Origin of the sequence: Sphingomonas jinjuensis, assembly GCF_014197105.1 — a bacterium.
Classification (GTDB): Bacteria; Pseudomonadota; Alphaproteobacteria; order Sphingomonadales; family Sphingomonadaceae; genus Sphingomonas; species Sphingomonas jinjuensis.
On record NZ_JACIEV010000002.1, the window covers coordinates 266,112 to 285,274 of the forward strand.

General features: G+C 67.4%; 16 protein-coding genes. 8 read left to right on the top strand and 8 right to left on the bottom strand.

The window, feature by feature from the left end; translation table 11 throughout:
• Positions 1-72: 72 nt before the first annotated feature.
• Positions 73-2,913 carry a TonB-dependent receptor domain-containing protein gene (locus GGQ80_RS04670; RefSeq protein ID WP_183982724.1) on the bottom strand — a complete coding sequence of 947 codons (2,841 nt, stop codon included), beginning with the start codon at positions 2,911-2,913 and terminating at the stop codon, positions 73-75.
• Between the two features lie 88 nt (positions 2,914-3,001).
• Entirely contained in the window at positions 3,002-4,630 is a 1,629-nt protein-coding gene (locus tag GGQ80_RS04675) for a hypothetical protein (protein WP_183982725.1), read from the bottom strand.
• Between the two features lie 233 nt (positions 4,631-4,863).
• Between GGQ80_RS04675 and GGQ80_RS04680 the strand changes: the two genes are divergently transcribed.
• Positions 4,864-5,823, top strand: a complete 960-nt coding sequence (locus tag GGQ80_RS04680) for an NAD(P)H-dependent flavin oxidoreductase (protein ID WP_183982726.1) — start codon at positions 4,864-4,866, stop codon at positions 5,821-5,823.
• Between the two features lie 195 nt (positions 5,824-6,018).
• Here GGQ80_RS04680 and GGQ80_RS04685 read toward each other — a convergent pair whose 3' ends face one another.
• Together GGQ80_RS04685 and GGQ80_RS04690 are read right to left on the bottom strand one after the other, a co-directional pair.
• On the bottom strand, positions 6,019-6,477 hold the full coding sequence (locus GGQ80_RS04685) for a DUF1465 family protein (RefSeq protein WP_183982727.1): 459 nt from the start codon (positions 6,475-6,477) through the stop codon (positions 6,019-6,021).
• Positions 6,478-6,555: 78 nt separating this feature from the next.
• The gene (locus GGQ80_RS04690; RefSeq protein ID WP_183982728.1) at positions 6,556-6,753 is read right to left on the bottom strand and encodes a YdcH family protein; all 198 of its coding nucleotides are present in this window, start codon (positions 6,751-6,753) and stop codon (positions 6,556-6,558) included.
• Positions 6,754-6,926: 173 nt separating this feature from the next.
• On the opposite strand from GGQ80_RS04690, the gene GGQ80_RS04695 reads away from it, so the two are divergent.
• Positions 6,927-7,082 (top strand): DUF465 domain-containing protein, encoded by a 156-nt coding sequence (locus GGQ80_RS04695; RefSeq protein ID WP_183982729.1) that lies wholly within the window; start codon positions 6,927-6,929, stop codon positions 7,080-7,082.
• 24 nt (positions 7,083-7,106) lie between these two features.
• On the opposite strand, the gene GGQ80_RS04700 is transcribed toward GGQ80_RS04695, so the two are convergent.
• From GGQ80_RS04700 to GGQ80_RS04710, 3 genes are all read right to left on the bottom strand, one after another.
• Positions 7,107-7,493, bottom strand: a complete 387-nt coding sequence (locus GGQ80_RS04700) for a PilZ domain-containing protein (protein ID WP_183982730.1) — start codon at positions 7,491-7,493, stop codon at positions 7,107-7,109.
• A gap of 131 nt (positions 7,494-7,624) precedes the next feature.
• Positions 7,625-8,089 (bottom strand): RNA polymerase-binding protein DksA, encoded by a 465-nt coding sequence (gene dksA / locus GGQ80_RS04705; protein WP_183982731.1) that lies wholly within the window; start codon positions 8,087-8,089, stop codon positions 7,625-7,627.
• A gap of 190 nt (positions 8,090-8,279) precedes the next feature.
• Positions 8,280-8,792, bottom strand: a complete 513-nt coding sequence (locus tag GGQ80_RS04710) for a baeRF12 domain-containing protein (protein WP_183982732.1) — start codon at positions 8,790-8,792, stop codon at positions 8,280-8,282.
• A 94-nt stretch (positions 8,793-8,886) separates the two neighbouring features.
• Between GGQ80_RS04710 and serS the strand changes: the two genes are divergently transcribed.
• From serS to GGQ80_RS18725, 4 genes are all read left to right on the top strand, one after another.
• Positions 8,887-10,167 (top strand): serine--tRNA ligase, encoded by a 1,281-nt coding sequence (serS, locus tag GGQ80_RS04715; RefSeq protein ID WP_183982733.1) that lies wholly within the window; start codon positions 8,887-8,889, stop codon positions 10,165-10,167.
• Entirely contained in the window at positions 10,164-11,264 is a 1,101-nt protein-coding gene (locus tag GGQ80_RS04720; protein WP_343050845.1) for a peptidoglycan DD-metalloendopeptidase family protein, read from the top strand. The genes serS and GGQ80_RS04720 overlap by 4 nt, the downstream gene beginning before the upstream one ends.
• A gap of 221 nt (positions 11,265-11,485) precedes the next feature.
• Positions 11,486-12,706 carry a tyrosine--tRNA ligase gene (tyrS, locus tag GGQ80_RS04725; RefSeq protein ID WP_183982953.1) on the top strand — a complete coding sequence of 407 codons (1,221 nt, stop codon included), beginning with the start codon at positions 11,486-11,488 and terminating at the stop codon, positions 12,704-12,706.
• A 225-nt stretch (positions 12,707-12,931) separates the two neighbouring features.
• A complete protein-coding gene (locus tag GGQ80_RS18725) occupies positions 12,932-13,132 on the top strand; it encodes a PilZ domain-containing protein (RefSeq protein ID WP_343050846.1) in 201 nt (66 codons plus the stop codon).
• 4 nt (positions 13,133-13,136) lie between these two features.
• On the opposite strand, the gene recG is transcribed toward GGQ80_RS18725, so the two are convergent.
• Entirely contained in the window at positions 13,137-15,185 is a 2,049-nt protein-coding gene (gene recG, locus GGQ80_RS04735) for an ATP-dependent DNA helicase RecG (protein ID WP_183982735.1), read from the bottom strand.
• Positions 15,186-15,256: 71 nt separating this feature from the next.
• Between recG and GGQ80_RS04740 the strand changes: the two genes are divergently transcribed.
• Entirely contained in the window at positions 15,257-15,523 is a 267-nt protein-coding gene (locus tag GGQ80_RS04740; protein ID WP_183982736.1) for an FAD assembly factor SdhE, read from the top strand.
• Between the two features lie 150 nt (positions 15,524-15,673).
• Positions 15,674-19,141 carry a transcription-repair coupling factor gene (mfd, locus tag GGQ80_RS04745; RefSeq protein ID WP_183982737.1) on the top strand — a complete coding sequence of 1,156 codons (3,468 nt, stop codon included), beginning with the start codon at positions 15,674-15,676 and terminating at the stop codon, positions 19,139-19,141.
• Positions 19,142-19,163 lie beyond the last annotated feature (22 nt).

The following is a 19,163-nucleotide window of genomic DNA, read 5'->3' on the forward strand; positions in this document are numbered from 1 at the left end:
CGGCATGCCCTTCCACCACCGCCTTCGTCGGCGGCCCCCCTCCCCAGCCGAGCTGGGGAGGACGAGCGACGGTCAGAACGTCGTGCTCACCCCCAGCGTGAACAGCCGGCCCTGAATATACCGGTTCGCGAACACCTGGTTGCCGTTCGCGAAGGTCTGGCGCTCCTGATAGCGGGTGCGGGTCAGGTTGCGCGCTTCCGCCTTGATCTCGAATTTGCCGCCGAACGCCTCGACGCCCTGACGCGCGACGAGGTCGAGGCGGATGCCCGGCCGTTCGATGACGTCGGGCTGGAAGCCGACACCCGATAGGTTCGCCGGGCCGCGGTTGGTGACGCGGTCGCTGGCGTAGTTGAACAGCAGCGTGACCTGCGAAAGCCGCGTCGTGTCCTCGATACCCAGTTGGACGTTGACGAGATGATCCGACTGCCCCGTCAGCGGCGCACCGTCGCGGAACTGGAGCGCCGCCGGCCCGAAGCCGCGGGCGCAGCCGCCCAGCGTCTGGTTGAGCACGTTGGGCACGCAGGTCGCGTCAGCGTCGATCGCCGACTTGGTATAGGTATAGTTGGCGACGATCAGCGCCCGGCGGGTCGCGAAGAACTCACCCAGCGTGTGCAGCGGCAGATATTTCTGCACCTCGACTTCACCGCCGTACAGCGTCGCGCGCGGCAGGTTGGTGAAGCCGGTCTGGAGGCGGTCGTCGGCACCGGTGTAGAAGCCGACCTGCTCGATCGGATTGTCGATCCGCTTGTAGAAGCCCGCCGCGGTAATGCGCTGGTCACGCGCGAAGAACCATTCGTAGCGCGCCTCCAGGTTCCACAGCTCGGAGTCGCGGAGCAGCGGGTTGCCGAAGAACAGGCGATCCGAATCGGGGTCGCGGAACTGTTGCGGCGCCAGCTCGCGGAATTGCGGGCGCGAGATCGTCTTCGACGCCGAAGCACGAAGCTGCTGGTCGGCCGCGAAATTCCACGTCAGCGTCGCCGACGGCAGGAAATAGCCGTTGTTGAGCCGCGTGGTTGCGACGCCGATCGGGGTGACCGTCTCGTTACCCTTTTCATAGCGCACGCCGATCACCGAGCGCAGCCCGTCGGTCGCCTCCGCTTCCGCCTGGATATAGCCGGCGTGGACGGTGAGCCCGGCGTCATAGGCATAGGCGCCGAGCGGCGTGTTGAACTGCAGCTGGATCGAGCAGGCGTTCTGGCCGATCAGCGGGCAGGCGTTGTTGAGCGCGTCGGGGCCGAGCAGATAGTCAGGCCGCAGCAGGTTGACCGGATATTGCGGCGCAGTGCCGCCGCCCAGGCTGGTCTGGTAGTTGAACTGAAGGCGGCTCGAGCTGCGCTTCGTGTCCGAATAGAAATAGCCCGCCGAGACGGTGAAGGGCCGCTCGGTATTCAGCTTGTAGGCGGCGTCGGCCTGGCCGGTCCACAGATCCTCGTTGAGGTCGCTGAACACGATCGAGGCGAAGGGCGTGAAGCGCTGCGTCACCTGGAAGGCGCCGTCGCACTGCAGGCCGGTCGCCTGGTTGCCGCCGTCGTTCACGATCGGCAGGCCGTTGGTGGTGCGATTGGCGCACAGATAGTCGAACTGCCGCTCGTAAGGCGCCTTGCGCTTCGAATTGGCATAGGCGCCACGGGCGTCGACGCGAAGCTGGTCGGTCAGGCGGAATTCGCCGACCAGCTGCGACTCGATCAGCTGCCGCTCGAACCAATTGGTGTTCTGCTGGAAACGCAGCCCCGATGGGTTGTTGTAGAGCGTGGCCGCGCTCCCGCGCGCCTGCTTCAGCGTGTCGTGGATGTAGACGTTGGTCCAGCGGACGGTGTTCTCGCCGAACTCCAGCCCCAGTCCGATCAGCGCGTTGGCGACGACGCGGTTGTCGGTCAGCAGCGTGCGATAGTCGTTGCGCAGCGTGCCGTTCTCGGTGACCGAATCCTGCTGCGTCGTCAGGCGGCTGCGCCAGGTATTGCTGGCGGATACCGAGGCGATGACGCCGAGGCGGGTCGAACCGATGTCGTAGACCGATCCGCCCGAAAGCTCGCCCGACCAGTTCGCCGGCAGCTGGTTGTTGCGCTGAAGCAGCGTGGTCGAGGCGTTGTTGAGCAACGCAACCTGGTTCGCCGGGATCAGCCCGGTGCCGTTCGGCGCGTTCTTGATGAAGGCGGGCGTCTTGCGCGTGCCGTCGTCGAAGCCGATCCAGTCGAAATCGCCGCCGTAATAGGTGTAGCCGAGCTCGCTGGTCGTATAATCGTCGGCGCCGATCGTCGCGCCCGCGGAGATGAAGTTCTTGTCGGGAATCGCCTTGGTCGTCAGGTTGATGACGCCGCCGCCGAACTCGCCGGGATAGTTCACCGAATAGGTCTTCTGCACCAGCGCCGACCCGACGATCGTCGTCGGGAAGATGTCGAGCGGCACCGAACGGCGCAGCGGCTCGGGGCTCGGCAGCGGCGAGCCGTTGAGCAGCGACGAGGAATAGCGATCGCCGAGGCCGCGAACGAAGACGAAGCCGTTGCCGACCACCGACAGGCCGGTAACGCGGGTCAGCGCCCCGGCGATGTCGCCTTCGCCCGTCCGCGCGATGTCGGCCGCCGACAGGACGCTGATGACCTGCGGCGTCGCGCGGATCGTGTTGGGGATGTTGCGGCCGACGACGACGATGTCCTCGGCATCGGTGCCGCCCGCGCCGGGCGCCGAAATCTCCACCGCCTCTTCGTCGGCAGCCTGGTTGGCCGCGTCCTGCGACTGCGGCGTGCCGCTCTGCGTCGTCGGCGTCTGCGACTGCGGATTCGCCTGGCCGTCGGGCGAGGTCGCGGTCGTGCTGATCGGCGGCGGCGCCGGCGGCGCGGTCTGCGCGAGCGCAGCCGGCGCGACAAAGGTCGTCGTCAGCAGGAGGAGGGCGGCATAGGGGGAGCGGCGCTGCATGTCCGGATCATCCAGATAAGGGCAATAGGAAAATGCCGGGGCGATCGCGTGCGACCGCCCCGGCACTCAAGGTCCGAGGCGGTCGGCCTCAGCGGCCCTGGCAGGCGAAGTAGACCGAGTTGAACGATGGCGGGCCGAAGTCCTGCTTGGTCGAGTCGGCGGCGCGGATCGTCGAGCGATCCGACTGGCTGACTTCCTGCGCGATGAAGTTGACGCAGGCGACGTTCGCCGGGGTCTTCACCACGCCGTTGACGAAGCGCATGTCCGAACCGCCGCGCTGGCGGATCGCGGCGGGTGCGTTCGCGGTCTGGATGAAGGTGAAGTTGGCGAAGGTCGAGAAGGTGCGCGGCAGCAGGTCTTCGGCGCCGTTCGAGTCGATCTCGGTCGAGAAGCTGTCAGCGGTCGCACCGATCGTCCGCTGGGCGGCGATGATGAACTGCATGAAGCCGCGATAGCCGTTGTCGATGTCGAAGCCGTCGTCGTCGGCACCGGTCACGACGAAATAGCGGACGTTGGTGTTGCCGCCGAAGATCTCGACGCCGTCGTCGGCCGAATTGTGGCTCTGGACGTGATCGATGACCGTGCCCGACCCGGTGCCGCCCAGCGTCAGGCCCTGCAGCTCGTTACCGTCGGAGATGGCGATGCCCGAATAGCGGATCTGGACGTAGGACAGCTGGCCCGACGAGTCGGCCGCGGTCGGCCCGCCGTAGAAGCGACCGGTGACGCCCTCGATCGCCTGCTGACAGGTCGTCGAGCTGCCGTTCGCATTGTTCGGGCCGGTGCCCGCGGCGCAGACGCCGGTCGGTGCGCGGCCGAGCATGATGATGCCGCCCCACTGGCCCTGGGTCGCGTCGGACACGCCGTTGTTCGCCAGATTCTGCTGCGAGGTGAAGATGATCGGATTGTCGCGAGTGCCGACGGCGCTGATCTTCGAACCGCGGTTGATGAGCAGCAGGTCGTTGGTCGATTCCGACGAATCGGCGGCGATGGTCACCCCCGCCTCGATCGTCAGCGTGATGCCGGTGTCGGCGCCGGTGGTGCCGACGTCGTTGCCGACCTCAGTCTGGCCGCGCAGGCGATAGAAGACGCCGGCGATCTTGGGCAGGCGCAGGCTCGACGTGATATTCTGCGGCAGGCGGCACGCCTTGAAGCCCTGGACCAGGCCGTCGTCGATCGTGCCGGTCGGGCATGACGCGCTCGACCCGCCCGAACCGACCGCCGGCACCGCGGTGCAGGCTGCGCCCGATCCGCCGAATTGCGCCGACGACGAGTTGCAGGTCCAACCCTGGAAGCTGGTGTCGCTCGGCCCGTTGAGCGCGCCGACATAGTTGGTGCTCTGGAAGAACGAATTGATCGCCGACGGATCGGCCGCGGTCGTCAGCGAGGTAGCCGCGACCGGATAGACGCCGTTGATCGTCGAACCGACGCCGCTGACGTTGTTGTTGGTGCCGGTGTTGACGATCGCCAGCTGCTCATCGGCGGTGATCGTGATGCCGGCGCTGCCGCCCGCTCCGCTGGTCGAGGCGAACTGCGCTGCGGTGATCGCGCTCGGCGCCGGGGTCGGCGCGGGGGTCGGCGACGGCGACGGGGCCGGCGTCACGATGCTGATGCTGCCCGCACCCGGCGATGCCACGTTGTCGGCGCCGCCACAGGCCGCCAGCGTGGCGCACGACGCGCCCGTCATAAGGATGAGCGCAACGCGCTTGATGCTCGCCATGTCGAAATGCTCCCGGTCTCGAATCTCGTGACGGGCCGCGCAGCGGCGGCCCGGCGGTCGACCTGGAAACAGGTTCCCCCCGTCGACCCCCGCCGGGGCGTTAGGCGATGCGAATGACGGTTCGATGCCGAAACGACGACGGTTCCGCGACAGAGCCATGACGGTTGCGTGACAGTTGCCTCGGTCGATCGCTGGTGCTGGACAGCGCCGCTATTGACGTTACCGTAAGCGTCATGACCGTTCCTGCCATTTTGTCACGCCTGCGGCTGCCCGTCATCGGATCGCCGATGTTCATCATCTCCGGTCCCGAATTGGTGATCGCGCAGTGCAAGGCAGGGATGGTCGGCTCCTTCCCGGCGCTGAATGCCCGTCCGCAGTCGCTGCTCGACGAATGGCTCCATCGGATTACCGAGGAACTGGCCGCGCATAATCGCGATCATCCCAATCGCCCCGCCGCCCCGTTCGCGGTCAACCAGATCGTCCACAAGTCGAACGACCGGCTGGAGGCAGACCTGGAAACCTGCGCCAAATGGCAGGTGCCGATCGTCATCACCTCGCTCGGCGCACGCGAGGATCTTAACACCGCCGTCCATGGCTGGGGCGGGATCACGCTGCACGACGTCATCGACGATCGCTTCGCGCACAAGGCGATCGAAAAGGGCGCCGACGGCCTGATCGCGGTCGCGACCGGGGCCGGCGGCCATGCCGGCAAGCTGTCGCCGTTCGCGATCATCCAGGAGATCCGCCAATGGTTCGACGGACCGTTGGCGCTATCGGGCTCGATCGCGACCGGCGGCGCGATCCTCGCGGCGGAGGCGATGGGCGCGGACTTCGCCTATATCGGCTCGCCCTTCATCGCCACCGAAGAGGCGAACGCGGTCGACGGCTACAAGCAGGGTATCGTCGAGGGGCGCGCGGGCGACATCGTCTATTCTAACCTCTTCACCGGCGTCCACGGCAACTATCTGCGCGCCTCGATCGAGGCGGCGGGCCTCGACCCCGACAATTTGCCCGAGGGCGACCTGTCGACGATGAACTTCGGCGGCGGCAACGGCAGCAAGGCCAAGGCATGGCGCGACATCTGGGGATCGGGCCAGGGCATCGGCGTGGTCGACCGGGTCGAAAGCGTCGCCGATCGCGTCGACCGGCTGGAGCGGGAGTATCTCGCCGCGAAGGAGCGACTGAGGATTTAATTGCCTGACTCCGTCCCATTTTACTCGCTCGTTATTCCCGCAAACCTCCTTGATGTGCCCGCTCCCGTCATCCCCGCGAAGGCGGGGATCCATACTGGCTACCCGTCGTGAGCCTCACCACTCTCCGAGGAATAGGGATTCGCGCCTTCGCGGGAATGACGGGGGATGCGGTAATGACGGGGAGCACCTGCCCCCTCAGAACGCCAGCGTCAGCCGATCCTGCAACTGATGCACCGGGCTGACCGCGCCGCCCGTCAACTGCGCCTCGTCGAGCATCGCCACCCGGCGGTGCAGGTCGGCGCTTGCCGCCACCAGTGCCTGCGCGCGCGAGGGCAGCGCGCCGACCAGATTGGCGTCCAGCATCGGCCCCTGCCCCAGCCGCCGCGCGCCGTCCTGGGCATCACGCGGGCCAAGTTCGCCCGCCTCAACCGCGCGCTGCGTCAACAGCCAGGCGATGACGTGCATCAGCCGCGTCGTGACCTTCAGCGACTCGCAACTGAACCCCACCCGCACGAGCGGATCGAGCGATTCGCGTTCGCGCCGGCCCTCCTCGTCGAAATAGTGACGCGCCTCGTCGGCCAGCACCATCGCCTCGGTATACAGCGAGTCGATAAGCCGGCGCTGGATCCGGGAGTCTGGCAGGCGGACGGTCATGGTCTGTCGATCATGCCAGAGGCGCGCATGCGGATACAACGACGCGATTCGAGGTCGTTGTACCGCATCGGGGCAGGTTCAGGCGATGATGTCGGGGATCAGTTCGTCCTCGAGCTGAGCGATCTCGTCCTTCAGACGCAGCTTGCGCTTCTTCAGACGCGCCAGCTGCAGCGCATCGGGCATCGCCGCCCACGCCAGCGCATCGATCGCATTGTCGAGATCGCGGTGCTCGCTACGCAGTGCCGTGATCCGCGCGATGATCTGCGTTTCGTCCATCGTCCCGTCGACCCTTCACTCAACCGGAGCGGCCGATAGCAAAGCGCGGCCGAGACACCAATCGTCGCAGACATCCCATCGACACGTCGATTCGGGGGTGATCGGGACAAGACATTTTAACCCGACGGGTGTTTACTGCGTGTCCCCAAACCGAATGCATAGGAGGAATTGCCATGCAGACGACGCATCAGACGGCCCTGGAGACCAAGCATGCCGCGCTCGACCGCCGCATCGCCGAAGAGAGTCACCGGCCGCTTCCCGATGCGGTGGCGTTGGCCAATCTCAAGAAGCAGAAGCTGAAACTAAAGGAAGAGTTGACCAGCCTCTGACCAATCGACTCCCGGCGTCCGTGGTCACGGTCGCCGGGAGCGAAACACCATCGACTTGGCATAGATCGGCGTCGAATCGCCCCCGCCGACCGGCTTGCGCGCAAGCTTCGGATCGATCGGATCGTCGAGCGCCACGCCGACACGCCCTTCGGCACACCAGGCGATCTTGCCCTCGACCACGCCGATCCCGCGCAGTCCGACGACCACCGGCGTGCCGATCGGCACGACGCGGCCGATCTCGGCCATCAACCCACCCGGCGACAGATTGCGCACCCGCACTTCGGTGACGTCCGTATCGCCCTCGAACCGGATCGGCGCGACGAGGAACAGGCTGTCGCGCTGGCCGGCACGCTTGCCGGCGTCGCTCGTCGTATCATCGTCGACGGGAAAATCGCGGTCGATGCGGTCCATGGCTGATGCGGTCGTCTCTACCCGAAAACTAGATGCCCGACCTAAGACGGCAATGGTTGCCGAGACCTTAAAATCGAACGATTTCCGTCAGGCGATCGTCCCAACCAGGAACAGTTCGCCGCGTCGGCGAATCAATCCTCGCGGCTGACCTTTTCATGTCGCTCGTGACGCTCTTGCGCCTCGACCGTCATCGTCGCGATCGGCCGCGCCTCGAGTCGGCCCAGGCTGATCGGCTCGCCGGTGACCTCGCAGTAGCCGTATTCACCCTCGTCGAGGCGGCGCAGCGCCGCGTCGATCTTTGCGATCAGCTTGCGCTGTCGGTCGCGGGTGCGCAGCTCGATCGACCAGTCGGTCTCGCTCGATGCACGGTCGGTGATGTCCGCCTCGCGCAGCGAGTCGATCTGCAATTGTGACAGCGTTCCTGCCGATTCGAGCAGGATGGCGTCGCGCCATGCGCTCAGCTTCCGGCGAAAATAATCCTGCTGCCGAAGGCTCATGAAGGGTTCGTCGGCACTGGGCCGATAGCCATCGTCGGCGTCGTTCGCCGGCGGTGGTGTCATTCTAGATTCCGTTACGCGATCGATCACCGTTGCCATTGCCACTCTCCCTTCGACCCCACTGTGTCGCGGGACCGCCCCCAAATGGTCAGGGGCCTATAATCGTGCGCGGCTGCGGCCACAAGCGAGCGACCTTACGGAATTGAGGCGGAAATTGATGGAATCTTGCGTTTATCGTTGAACGTGTCGTCGGCGTCACGGTCCTGGCGCCGACGACATCGGTTGGACCTCAGGCCTTTTGCAGCGCGGCCTCGATCTCGGGGATCGGATGGCCGGTCAAATCCTTGTCTAACTCACCCTTCAGCCGCTTCTCGACCTCGACGTGATAATGCTTGCGCATCTCGCCCAACGTCTTGGGCGGCGCGACGATGATGAGCGATTCGAACTGGTTGTTCAGCGCGCGCTTCTTCAGCAGCTCGGCCGCCTCCGCGGCGAAGCGGTCTTCCTCGAGCTGGTGGAAGTCGGTTTCGGCCATCGTGCCGCGCGACGGCGCGAAGCCGGCACCCTGGCCACGCGAGCCGCCGGTGCCGCCGCCCTGCGCCACGCCGGGAGCGCCCGCCCCCATCTGCGATCCCGAGGCGCCGCCGGCGGCATCGGTCTTCTGGTCGCGGTCGGCAGGGTTCACCTGCTCCTGGGCGTGCTCGACGACGAGGTTGAGATACTGGTCGTCGCCTTCGTTGCGCAGGAACAGCATCTTGCGGCCATCGGCCACCAGCACCATCGCGTTGTTGGGAACATGCACGTCTCTGTCTCCTGCTGTTGTTCTCGTCCTGTCCGACCAACGCCCCGCCAGCCGCCGGGTTGCGCGCCGCGGGCCGCGCCGCCATAGCGCGGCGATGCACGACATCCGCGCGATCCGAGACGATCCGGCCGCCTTCGACGCAGGGCTCGCCCGCCGCGGCGCCGCCCCCCAGGCAGAGGCGCTGCTCGCGCTCGACGAGCGGCGCCGCGTCGCGATCACCGCGGCGCAGGAGGCGCAGGCCAAGCGCAACGAGCTGTCGAAGGCGATCGGCCAGGCCAAGGCGCAGAAGGACGAGCCGCGCGCGCAAGCGCTGATGGCCGAGGTCGCGGCGCTGAAGGACGCGCTGCCCGCGATCGAGGCGGAAGAGGCGGCGCTGTCGGGCGAGCTCGACACGCTCCTTGCCGCCCTGCCCAACATTCCGGCCACCGACGTGCCTGAGGGCGCCGACGAGAGCGGCAACGCGCTGGTCGCCGAGCATGGCAGCCGTCGCGACTTCGCTTTCACCGCCAAGGACCACGATGCGATCGGCCCCGCGCTGGGCATGGACTTCGACACCGGCGTCGCCATCGCCGGTGCGCGCTTCACGCTGCTGCGCGGCGGCATCGCCCGGCTGTCGCGCGCGCTGGGGCAATATATGCTCGGCCGACTGGTCGACGAACACGGCTATCAGGAAGTAGCGCCGCCGCTCCTCGTCCGTGACGAGGCGGTCTACGGCACCGGCCAGCTGCCCAAGTTCGCCGAGGATCTGTTCAGGACGACCGACGGCCGCTGGCTGATCCCCACCGCCGAGGTCAGCCTGACCAACATCGTCCGCGAGCAAATCCTGAAGGAAGGCGAACTGCCGCTGCGCTTCGCCGCGCTCACCCCCTGCTTCCGCTCCGAAGCGGGCGCGGCGGGGCGCGACACGCGTGGCTTCATCCGCCAGCACCAGTTCGACAAGGTCGAGATGGTGTCGATCACCACCCCCGACCAGTCGGACGCCGAACACGAGCGGATGACGGCCCTTGCCGAGGGCGTGCTCGATGCGCTCGACCTGCCCTATCGCCGGATGCTGCTGTGCGCCGGCGACATGGGCTTCACCGCGCGTCGCACCTATGACCTCGAGGTGTGGTTGCCCGGCCAGGCGGCCTATCGCGAGATTTCGTCCTGTTCGACCTGCGGCGACTTCCAGGCGCGGCGGATGAATACGCGCTACCGGCCGGAGGGTGAGAAGGCGACGCGCTTCGTCCACACGCTCAACGGCTCTGGCCTGGCGGTCGGTCGGACGCTGGTCGCGGTGATCGAGAATTACCAGCAGGAGGACGGCTCGGTCGTCGTGCCCGACGTGCTTCGCCCGTGGATGGGCGGCATCGAGCGCCTCGAGCCGCTTCGGTGAAGCGCGCCGCGCCAGCGCTGGGGCTCGCGTCGGCATTGCTCGCCGGCTGCATTCCCAGCGTCGAGCGCGGCTACGACCAGCCCGCCGTCGCGCCACCGCCGATGCAGACCGTCCAGCCGCTGCCACCGCAGCAGCAGGACGACGAGCCGGTCCGCCGCTCGGTGAATGACGATGCGGTGACCAGCCTCCCTGCCCCGCGTCCCGCCTGGGAGGCGGCGCCGGTCTCTGCCGATGCGCGCGAGGTCGCCGCACAGAGCTATACCGTGCGCCCCGGCGATACGCTCCGCAGCATCGCCGAGCGGACCGGCGCCGGATCGGAGGCGATCGCGCGCGCCAACGGCATCGACCCGCCCTTCGTCATCCGCGCCGGCCAGCGGCTACAGATCCCCGCGGGCCGCTATCACCTCGTCCGCCCCGGCCAGAGCGGCATCGCCATCGCCCGCGCCTATGGCGTCGAGTGGTCGCGGATCGTCGCCGCCAACGACCTGACCGAGCCCTATATCCTGCGCTCCGGGCAGCGCATCGCGATCCCCGGCAGCACCGACCGCCCACCCAGCGTCGCCGAGCGCGCCGCCGCCTTCACGCTCGACATCGACGACATCCTGACCGGCGGCGAACCCGCGGTGGCCGCCAATCGTGCGCCCGCCAGGCCGACGCCCAACGCCAGCCGCGTGCTGTCGCCGACCGTCCCCGTCGCACCGCCGCCGCGGCTGGCAAGCGGCGGCTTCGTCTGGCCCGTCGACGGGCGCGTCGTGAAGCGCTTCGGCCCGGGGGCCAGTGGCGAACGGTCGAACGGCATCAAGATCGCCGTGCCGATCGGCACCCCCATCCGCGCGACCGGCGACGGCATCGTCGCCTATGTCGGCACCGGCATCGCCGCGCTCGGCGGGCTCGTCATCATCAAGCATGGCGGCGGCTGGGCCAGCGTGTACGGCCACGCGTCGAAGCTGACCGTGCAGCGCGGCCAGTCGGTCAAGCGCGGCCAGGTGATCGCGCTGTCGGGCGACACCGGCCTCGCCGACCGTCCCGAGGTCCATTTCGAACTGCGCCGCGGCCGAACCGCGGTCGACCCGCAGCGGGAATTGTCCGCCCCATGATCCTCCCCCGCCAGGGGGAGGTGGCAGGCGTAGCCTGACGGAGGGGGCGGTAAGCTCAGCGAGAGCGGGTCGCTTACCTCCCCCTCCGTCACGCCTTCGGCGCGACACCTCCCCCTGGCGGGGGAGGATAAGGAGGAGCCGTCATGCTGAACGTGTTTCAGCATCTCCTGCCCTGCGCGACCGGGATGACGAACCCCAAGATTCGTCCTATGCGCCCGCGCATGCAGTACCAGTCCGATCTCCTGCGCCTGCTCTCCGAGCGCGGCTACATCCACCAGCTCACCGATGCGGACGGGCTGGACAAGCTCGCCGCGACGCAGGTCGTCCCCGGCTACATCGGCTTCGATCCGACCGCGCCGTCGCTCCACGTCGGCAGCCTGGTGCAGATCATGCTGCTCCGCCGGCTCCAGCAGACGGGGCACAAGCCGATCGTCCTGATGGGCGGCGGCACCGGCAAGATCGGCGATCCCAGCTTCAAGGACGAGGCGCGCAAGCTCGCCACGACCGACACGATCGCGGCCAATATCGCGTCGATCAAGGCGATCTTCGCGCAGTTCCTGACGTTCGGCGATGGCCCTGCCGACGCGGTGATGCTCGACAACGCCGAATGGCTCGATGCGCTCGAATACATCCCCTTCCTGCGCGAGGTTGGTCAGCACTTCAGCGTCAATCGGATGCTCAGCTTCGATTCGGTGAAGTTGCGGCTGGACCGCGAGCAGTCGCTCAGCTTCCTCGAATTCAACTACATGATCCTGCAGGCGTACGACTTCATGGAACTGTCGCGCCGCACCGGTTGCCGGCTGCAGATGGGCGGCAGCGACCAATGGGGTAACATCGTCAACGGCATCGAGCTCGCTCGCCGGATGGACGGGACCGAGGTCTATGGCGTCACCACGCCGCTGATCACGACCGCCGACGGCGGCAAGATGGGCAAGACGATGGCGGGTGCGATCTGGCTCAACGAAGAGTCGCTGCCGACGTTCGATTACTGGCAGTTCTGGCGCAACACCGACGACCGTGACGTCGGCAAGTTCCTGCGCCTGTTCACCGACCTGCCGCTCGATGAGATCGCCCGGCTCGAAGCGCTCGAGAGCGCCGAGATCAACGAGGCGAAGAAGGTGCTGGCGACCGAAGCGACCGCGATGTGCCGCGGCCGGGCGGCGGCGGAGGCGGCGGCGGACACCGCACGGCAGACCTTTGAGGAGGGCGCGAGCGGCGCGTCGCTGCCCAGCGTCGCCGCCGGCGCCGACACGATCGGCGTGGTCGATGCGCTGATCGCGCTCGGCTTCGCGGCGTCGAAGGGCGAGGCGCGGCGCAAGATCGCCGAGGGTGCGGTCAAGGTCGACGGCGAGGCCGTGCGCGACCCCGCCCACGTTTTTCACGTCACCCAATCCCTGCGCCTGTCGCTCGGCAAGAAGAAGATTGGACTGATAACGCCTTAGAATATCGAGGCGTTTTGGGTGCGATTAATCTCCCGATAACCAGGCCGCTTGTCGAAGGCTTCATGGGTCTTCCGGTATTTTCCTTATCCTAGGTAAAGGAAAAATTGCTCGATGGCGTCGCAGCCTGCATTGAAGACGATCGAAGCGCGGCAGCAACCGCGCGACGAAGTTTGCTACCGGGCGCGGGGCTTCACGGCCGCCCGGGAGCGACTGCCTCTGCACGTCGTGAATACCTCGGTCGGCGGCTTCATGGCGCGGACCGAGGCAGAGCATGCGCAAGGTGAACGCGTGTCGCTGATCCTCCCCGTGGTGGGCGAGGTCGATGCGACGATCCGCTGGGCGCTCGGCGGCCGGATCGGGTGCCAGTTCGATCGGGCGATCGAGCCGCTGGTCTATCGCGCCATGCTGACCGCGTTGCAGCGCTAGGGGCCTATCCCGAGCGGAGCAGCGCCACCCCCGAATCGCGATCGAACAGGTACAGCGCGATCCGCGCCGCCTGTCCCCGCGGTCCCTCCAGCCCGCCGTCGCGATCGATCAGCAGCCGGGCGTCGTCCTGCGCGCATTGCATCAGGTCGTGGATCATCTCCGGCGTCGCCAGCCGGAACGCCGCCTCGCCCGACTGGCGCGTACCCAGCATATCGCCGGCCCCGCGCAGCCGCAGGTCCTCTTCGGCGATGCGGAAGCCGTCGTTGCTCTCGCGCATCAGCGCCAGGCGCGCGCGCGTCGTCTCGCTCATCGCATTGCCGCGGATCAGCAGGCACACCGACTTGCCACCACCCCGTCCCACCCGGCCACGTAGCTGGTGCAGCTGGGCAAGGCCGAAGCGGTCGGCATGCTCGATCACGATCAGCCGTGCGTTGGGCACGTCGACGCCGACCTCGATCACCGTCGTCGCCACCAGCACCCCGAGCCGTCCGGCGGAAAACTCCGCCATCACCGCATCCTTCTCGATCGGTTTCATCCGGCCGTGGACCAAGCCGACGCGATCGCCAAACCGCTGCCGCAGCGCTTCCGCCCGCATCTCGGCGGCGGCAAGGTCGCTCTTCTCGCTCTCCTCGACCAGTGGGCAGACCCAATAGGCCTGGCCGCCATCGGCCAGATGCCGGCCGAGCGCATTGACGACCTCGTCGAGCCGGTCCTCGCTGATGACCCGCGTCTCGATCGGCTCGCGTCCCGGCGGCATCTCGTCGAGCCGACTGACGTCCATCTCGCCATATTGCGCCAGCGTTAGCGTGCGCGGGATCGGTGTCGCCGTCATCGCCAGCAGGTGCGGGCTTCGCCCCTTTTCCTGAAGCAGCATGCGCTGCGCGACGCCGAACCGATGCTGCTCGTCGACCACCACCAGGCCCAGGTCGCGATAGCGCACCGCCTCCTGAAAGATCGCGTGCGTGCCTACCAGGATATCGATCGACCCGTCGGCCAACCCCATCAGCGTCGCCTCGCGCACGCGCCCCTTGTCGCGGCCCGTCAGCACCGCGACGTTGACCAGCAGCCCGGTGAGCGTCTTCCTCAGCGTCTCGTAATGCTGCCGCGCCAGGATCTCGGTCGGCGCCAGCATCGCCCCCTGCGCCCCCGCCTCGACCGCGATCAGCAGCGCCAGCGTCGCGACCAGCGTCTTGCCCGAGCCGACATCGCCCTGCAGCAACCGCAGCATCGGCGACGCCTGCGCCATGTCGCCCTCGATCTCCGCCACCGTCCGCGCCTGTGCGCCGGTCAGGCTGTAGGGCAGCTTCAGCAGGTCGCGCAGCCGTCCGTCGCCGACCAGCGCCCGCCCCTTACGCCGGCGCGTGTCCTGCCGGACCAGCGCCATCGCCAGCTGGTTGGCGAACACCTCGTCATAGGCGAGCCGCTCGCGCGCCTTGGCGTCGGCGGGATCGGTATGGACCCGAGCCAGCGCTTCGCGCCAGGCGGGCCACTCGCGCGTCGATTTCAACCCAGGCTCGATCCATTCGGGCAGCTCGGGCGCGCGCTCGACCGCCTGAGTGGCGAGCGCTCCGAGTCGCCGCGAGGTCAGCCCTTCGGACAGCGGATAGATCGCCTCGCGCTCGCGAAAGCTCTCGCCCGGTTCACCCAGATCGGGGTGAATGATCTGCAATTCCTGGCCATATTGTTCGAGCCTCCCCGAAACCAGCCGCGCCTCGCCGATCGGCAGCAGCTTCTTCACATAGCCCGAGCTGCCGCCGAAATAGACGAGGCTGACGTAATTGCCATGCGCGTCGGTCGCCTGCACCCGCGTCGGCCCGCGCCCGCGGCTGACGCGATGCTCGCGCGGGGTTAGGGGTATCGCGATCGTGCGGCCGACGTCGGCCTGCATCAGCTCGTCGCGAACGAAGCGATCGATCCAGCCGGTGGGCAGGTGAAAGGCGACGTCGACGACGCGCGCGATCTTCAGCCGCTCGAGCGGCTTGGCGAGTGCCGGCCCGACGCCCTTGAGCGCGGTGACTTCGGCGAACAGCGGATTGAGGATGTCGGGGCGCATGACTACATGACCGCTATAGCCCCGCCGACGAGCGCTTCCAGCACTCGCCGGCTTATCGCCGTTGGGAATTCATGGAACGCGACATCCGCCTTAAACGCCTGAAGTTCCGCGCGTGGCATCGCGGTACCAAGGAAGCCGACCTTATGATCGGCGGCTTTTTCGACGCCCATGGCGCCGGCTGGACCGATGACGAGCTCGACTGGTTCGAGGCGCTGCTCGAGGAGCAGGACGTCGACATCATGGCCTGGGCGATCGGTTCGATGCCCTGCCCGCGCGAATGGGACGGCCCGATGATGCAGGCGATGCGCTCGCTGAGCTACGTGCCGCTGCCACGATAGTCTTCACCCCTCCCTGCAAGGGAGGGGTCCGGGGGTGGGTAGCGAGCATCGCGAGCGCCCGCGCTTCCCCCAAGGCCCGAATGCGGTGCTGGCGCACCGCCACCCACCCCCAGCCCCTCCCTTGCAGGGAGGGGAGAGCTCAAGGCCCCGATGCCCGACCTCAAATCCATCCTCACCGCGACGAAGCCGCTGACCCTATCGGGCGTCCCCGCCGGCTTCCTCCCCGTGCTGCTCGCCGACCTCGCCCGCGCCACATCGGGCCGCGCCGTCTTCATCGCGCCCGACGATTCGGCGATGCGCGCCATCGCCTCGACCGCGCCCTTCTTCGCGCCCGACCTCGAGGTGATCCAGTTCCCCGCCTGGGACTGCCTGCCCTACGACCGCGCCTCGCCGACGCTGCGGATTATGGCTGAGCGCATTTCGGCGCTGCATCGCCTGCAGCAGAAGGCGAAAGGGCCGCAGCTGATCCTGACGACCGTCAACGCCGCCACCCAGCGCGTGCTGACGCCGTTCCGTATCCGCCAGCTCGTCGCCAGCCTAAAGCCCGGCGAGCGGATCGATCGGGACCGCCTCGCCGGCCTGCTCCAGGCGAACGGCTATGTCCGTACCGACACCGTCCACGACCAGGGCGAATACGCCGTGCGCGGCGGCATCGTCGACCTGTTTCCCAGCGGCGAGGAACAGGCGCTTCGCCTCGACTTTTTCGGCGACGAGATCGAGACCGTCCGCACCTTCTCCCCCGACGACCAACGCACCACCGGCCGGGTCGACAGCTTCACGCTGCTCCCCGCATCCGAAGCCTTGCTCGACGAGGAATCGATCAAGCGCTTCCGCAGCCGCTATCGCGAAAAGTTTGGCGCCACCGCGACCGGCGACCCGCTCTACCAGGCGATCAGCGAAGGCCGCCGTCTCGCCGGCATGGAGCATTGGCTGCCGCTGTTCGAGGAGAAGCTGGCGACCTTCTTCGATCATCTCGCCGACGACGACGTCGTCGTGCGCGACTTCGGCACCCCCGCCGCGGTTGAGAGCCGGCTCGAATCGATCGCCGACTATTACGAGAATCGTCAGCGTGCCGAAGGCGCACAGCCCGGCAGCTATCGCCCGCTCGCCACCGGCTCGCTGTATCTTGGCGACGACGAGTGGACGAAGGCGCTCGACCATGCCGTCGCGCATCTGACGACGCCGTTCCACGAGCCCGAGTCGAAGACCGTCCTCGATTTCAACGTCGATGGTCCCCGCGATTTCGGCCCCGAGCGGGCGGCGGGCACCAACGTCTACGAGGCGGTGGCCCAGCACCTCGAGAAGCTGCGCAAGGACGGCAGGAAGCCGATCCTCGCCAGCTATTCGATCGGCGCGCGCGAGCGGCTCGGCAACCTGCTGAAGGATCACGGGCTCAAGGGCGGCAAGATCGCCGACAGCTGGCAGGAAGCGCTCGGCGTCGCCGACACGTCGAAGAGCTTCGGCGTCGCGCTCGTCGTGCTGCCGCTCGATCATGGCTTCACCGCGCCCGGCGTCGCCGTCCTGACCGAGCAGGACATGCTCGGCGACCGGCTGATCCGCCGCACCAAGCGCAAGAAGTCCGCCGACGCCTTCCTCGCCGAGATCGCCTCGCTGACGCCGGGGGACCTCGTCGTCCACGTCGACCACGGCATCGGCAAATATCTTGGCCTCACCTCGATCCCCGTCGGCAAGAGCCCGCACGATTGCGTCGCGGTGGAATATGCCGGCGGCGACAAGCTGTTCGTGCCGGTCGAGAATCTCGAAGTGCTGTCGCGCTACGGCAGTAGCGAGGAGGGCGCGAGTCTCGATCGCCTGGGTGGCGAGGCGTGGCAGCGGCGCAAGTCGAAGATGAAGGAGCGCATCCGCGAGATCGCGGGCGAGCTCATCAAGACCGCCGCCGAACGCGCGCTTCGCCCCGGCGAAATCGCCGAGCCCGACGAGGCCGGCTATCCCAGCTTCGTCGACCGCTTCCCCTATGAGGAAACCGACGACCAGGATCGCGCGATCGACGATGTCTTGGGCGATCTGGGCGCCGGCAAGCCGATGGACCGGCTGATCGTCGGCGACGTCGGCTTCGGCAAGACCGAAGTCGCGCTGCGTGCCGCGTTCGTCGCGGCGATGGCGGGGATGCAGGTCGCGGTGGTCTGCCCGACGACACTGCTCGCGCGCCAGCATTACAACAATTTCTCGGCGCGGTTCGACGGCTTCCCGATCGAGATCGGCCGCCTGTCGCGCCTTGTCCCCGCCGCGGAGGCGAAGCGGGTCAAGGACGGCCTGACCGACGGCAGCATCGACATCGTCATCGGCACTCATGCGCTGCTCGCTAAGACGATCGACTTCAAGCGCCTGGGCCTCGTCATCGTCGACGAGGAGCAACGCTTCGGCGTCACCCACAAGGAGCGGCTCAAGGCGCTGCGCGCCGACGTCCACATGCTGACGCTGACCGCAACGCCGATTCCGCGCACGCTGCAGATGGCAATGAGCGGGCTGCGCGAGCTGTCGGTGATCCAGACCCCGCCGGTCGATCGCCTGGCGGTGCGCACCTACGTCATGCCGTGGGACCCCGTCGTCCTGCGCGAAGCGCTGCTGCGCGAGCATTATCGCGGCGGGCAGAGCTTCATCGTCACCCCGCGCGTTGCCGACCTGCCCGACATCGAGGACTATCTGCGCGAGCAGGTGCCCGAGGTGCGCTACGTCGTCGCCCATGGCCAGATGAGCGCGACCGAGGTCGAGGAGCGGATGAGCGCCTTCTACGACAAGAAGTTCGAGGTGCTGATTTCGACCACGATCATCGAAAGCGGCATCGACATCGCGTCGGCCAACACTATGATCGTCAACCGCGCAGACCGCTTCGGTCTGGCCCAGCTCTATCAGCTGCGCGGGCGAGTCGGCCGGTCGAAGACGCGCGCCTACGCCTATCTCGTCACCCCGCCCGAGCGGCAGATGACCGACACGGCCGAGAAGCGGCTGAAGGTCCTGTCCGACCTCGACTCATTGGGGGCGGGCTTCCAGCTGGCGAGCCACGATCTCGACATCCGCGGCGCCGGCAACCTGCTTGGCGACGAACAATCGGGGCATATCAAGGAGGTCGGCTACGAACTCTACCAGTCGATGCTGGAAGAGGCGATCATGGACGCCAAGGCCGGCGGCCTCGCCCAGCGACCGCGCGATTTCAGCCCCCAGATCACCGTCGACGCGCCGATCCTGATCCCCGACGATTACGTCCCCGACCTCGACCTGCGCATGGGCCTGTACCGTCGCCTAAACGAGCTGGAGCAGGGTCAGGAGATCGAGGCCTTCGCCGCCGAGATGATCGACCGCTTCGGCCCGCTGCCGCCCGAGACGGAAAACCTGATCCGCGTCATCGAGATCAAGAACAACGCCAAGAAGGCCTGCATCGCCAAGATGGACGTCGGTGTGAAGGGTGTGCTGGTGTCCTTCCACGACGACAAGCCGCCCAACGTCGCGGGCCTGCTGGCCTATGTCGACCGCCTCAACGGCGTGGCGAAGCTGCGCCCGGATTCGAAGCTGGTGCTCCAGCGCGCTTGGCCCGACGCGAAATCACGCCTGCACGGCGCGCTGCAATTGTCGAAGGGGTTGGCCAAGGCGGCGGGGTAAGCCCCCCCATCCGTCATGCTGA

What these genes read in the sequence shown, in the direction of transcription:
- GGQ80_RS04670 (WP_183982724.1), bottom strand. Translation starts at nt 2,913, where the DNA reads ATGCAGCGCCGCTCCCCCTATGCCGCCCTCCTCCTGCTGACGACGACC.
- GGQ80_RS04675 (WP_183982725.1), bottom strand. Translation starts at nt 4,630, where the DNA reads ATGGCGAGCATCAAGCGCGTTGCGCTCATCCTTATGACGGGCGCGTCG.
- GGQ80_RS04680 (WP_183982726.1), top strand. Translation starts at nt 4,864, where the DNA reads ATGACCGTTCCTGCCATTTTGTCACGCCTGCGGCTGCCCGTCATCGGA.
- GGQ80_RS04685 (WP_183982727.1), bottom strand. Translation starts at nt 6,477, where the DNA reads ATGACCGTCCGCCTGCCAGACTCCCGGATCCAGCGCCGGCTTATCGAC.
- GGQ80_RS04690 (WP_183982728.1), bottom strand. Translation starts at nt 6,753, where the DNA reads ATGGACGAAACGCAGATCATCGCGCGGATCACGGCACTGCGTAGCGAG.
- GGQ80_RS04695 (WP_183982729.1), top strand. Translation starts at nt 6,927, where the DNA reads ATGCAGACGACGCATCAGACGGCCCTGGAGACCAAGCATGCCGCGCTC.
- GGQ80_RS04700 (WP_183982730.1), bottom strand. Translation starts at nt 7,493, where the DNA reads ATGGACCGCATCGACCGCGATTTTCCCGTCGACGATGATACGACGAGC.
- dksA (WP_183982731.1), bottom strand. Translation starts at nt 8,089, where the DNA reads ATGGCAACGGTGATCGATCGCGTAACGGAATCTAGAATGACACCACCG.
- serS (WP_183982733.1), top strand. Translation starts at nt 8,887, where the DNA reads ATGCACGACATCCGCGCGATCCGAGACGATCCGGCCGCCTTCGACGCA.
- tyrS (WP_183982953.1), top strand. Translation starts at nt 11,486, where the DNA reads ATGCAGTACCAGTCCGATCTCCTGCGCCTGCTCTCCGAGCGCGGCTAC.
- recG (WP_183982735.1), bottom strand. Translation starts at nt 15,185, where the DNA reads ATGCGCCCCGACATCCTCAATCCGCTGTTCGCCGAAGTCACCGCGCTC.
- GGQ80_RS04740 (WP_183982736.1), top strand. Translation starts at nt 15,257, where the DNA reads ATGGAACGCGACATCCGCCTTAAACGCCTGAAGTTCCGCGCGTGGCAT.
- mfd (WP_183982737.1), top strand. Translation starts at nt 15,674, where the DNA reads ATGCCCGACCTCAAATCCATCCTCACCGCGACGAAGCCGCTGACCCTA.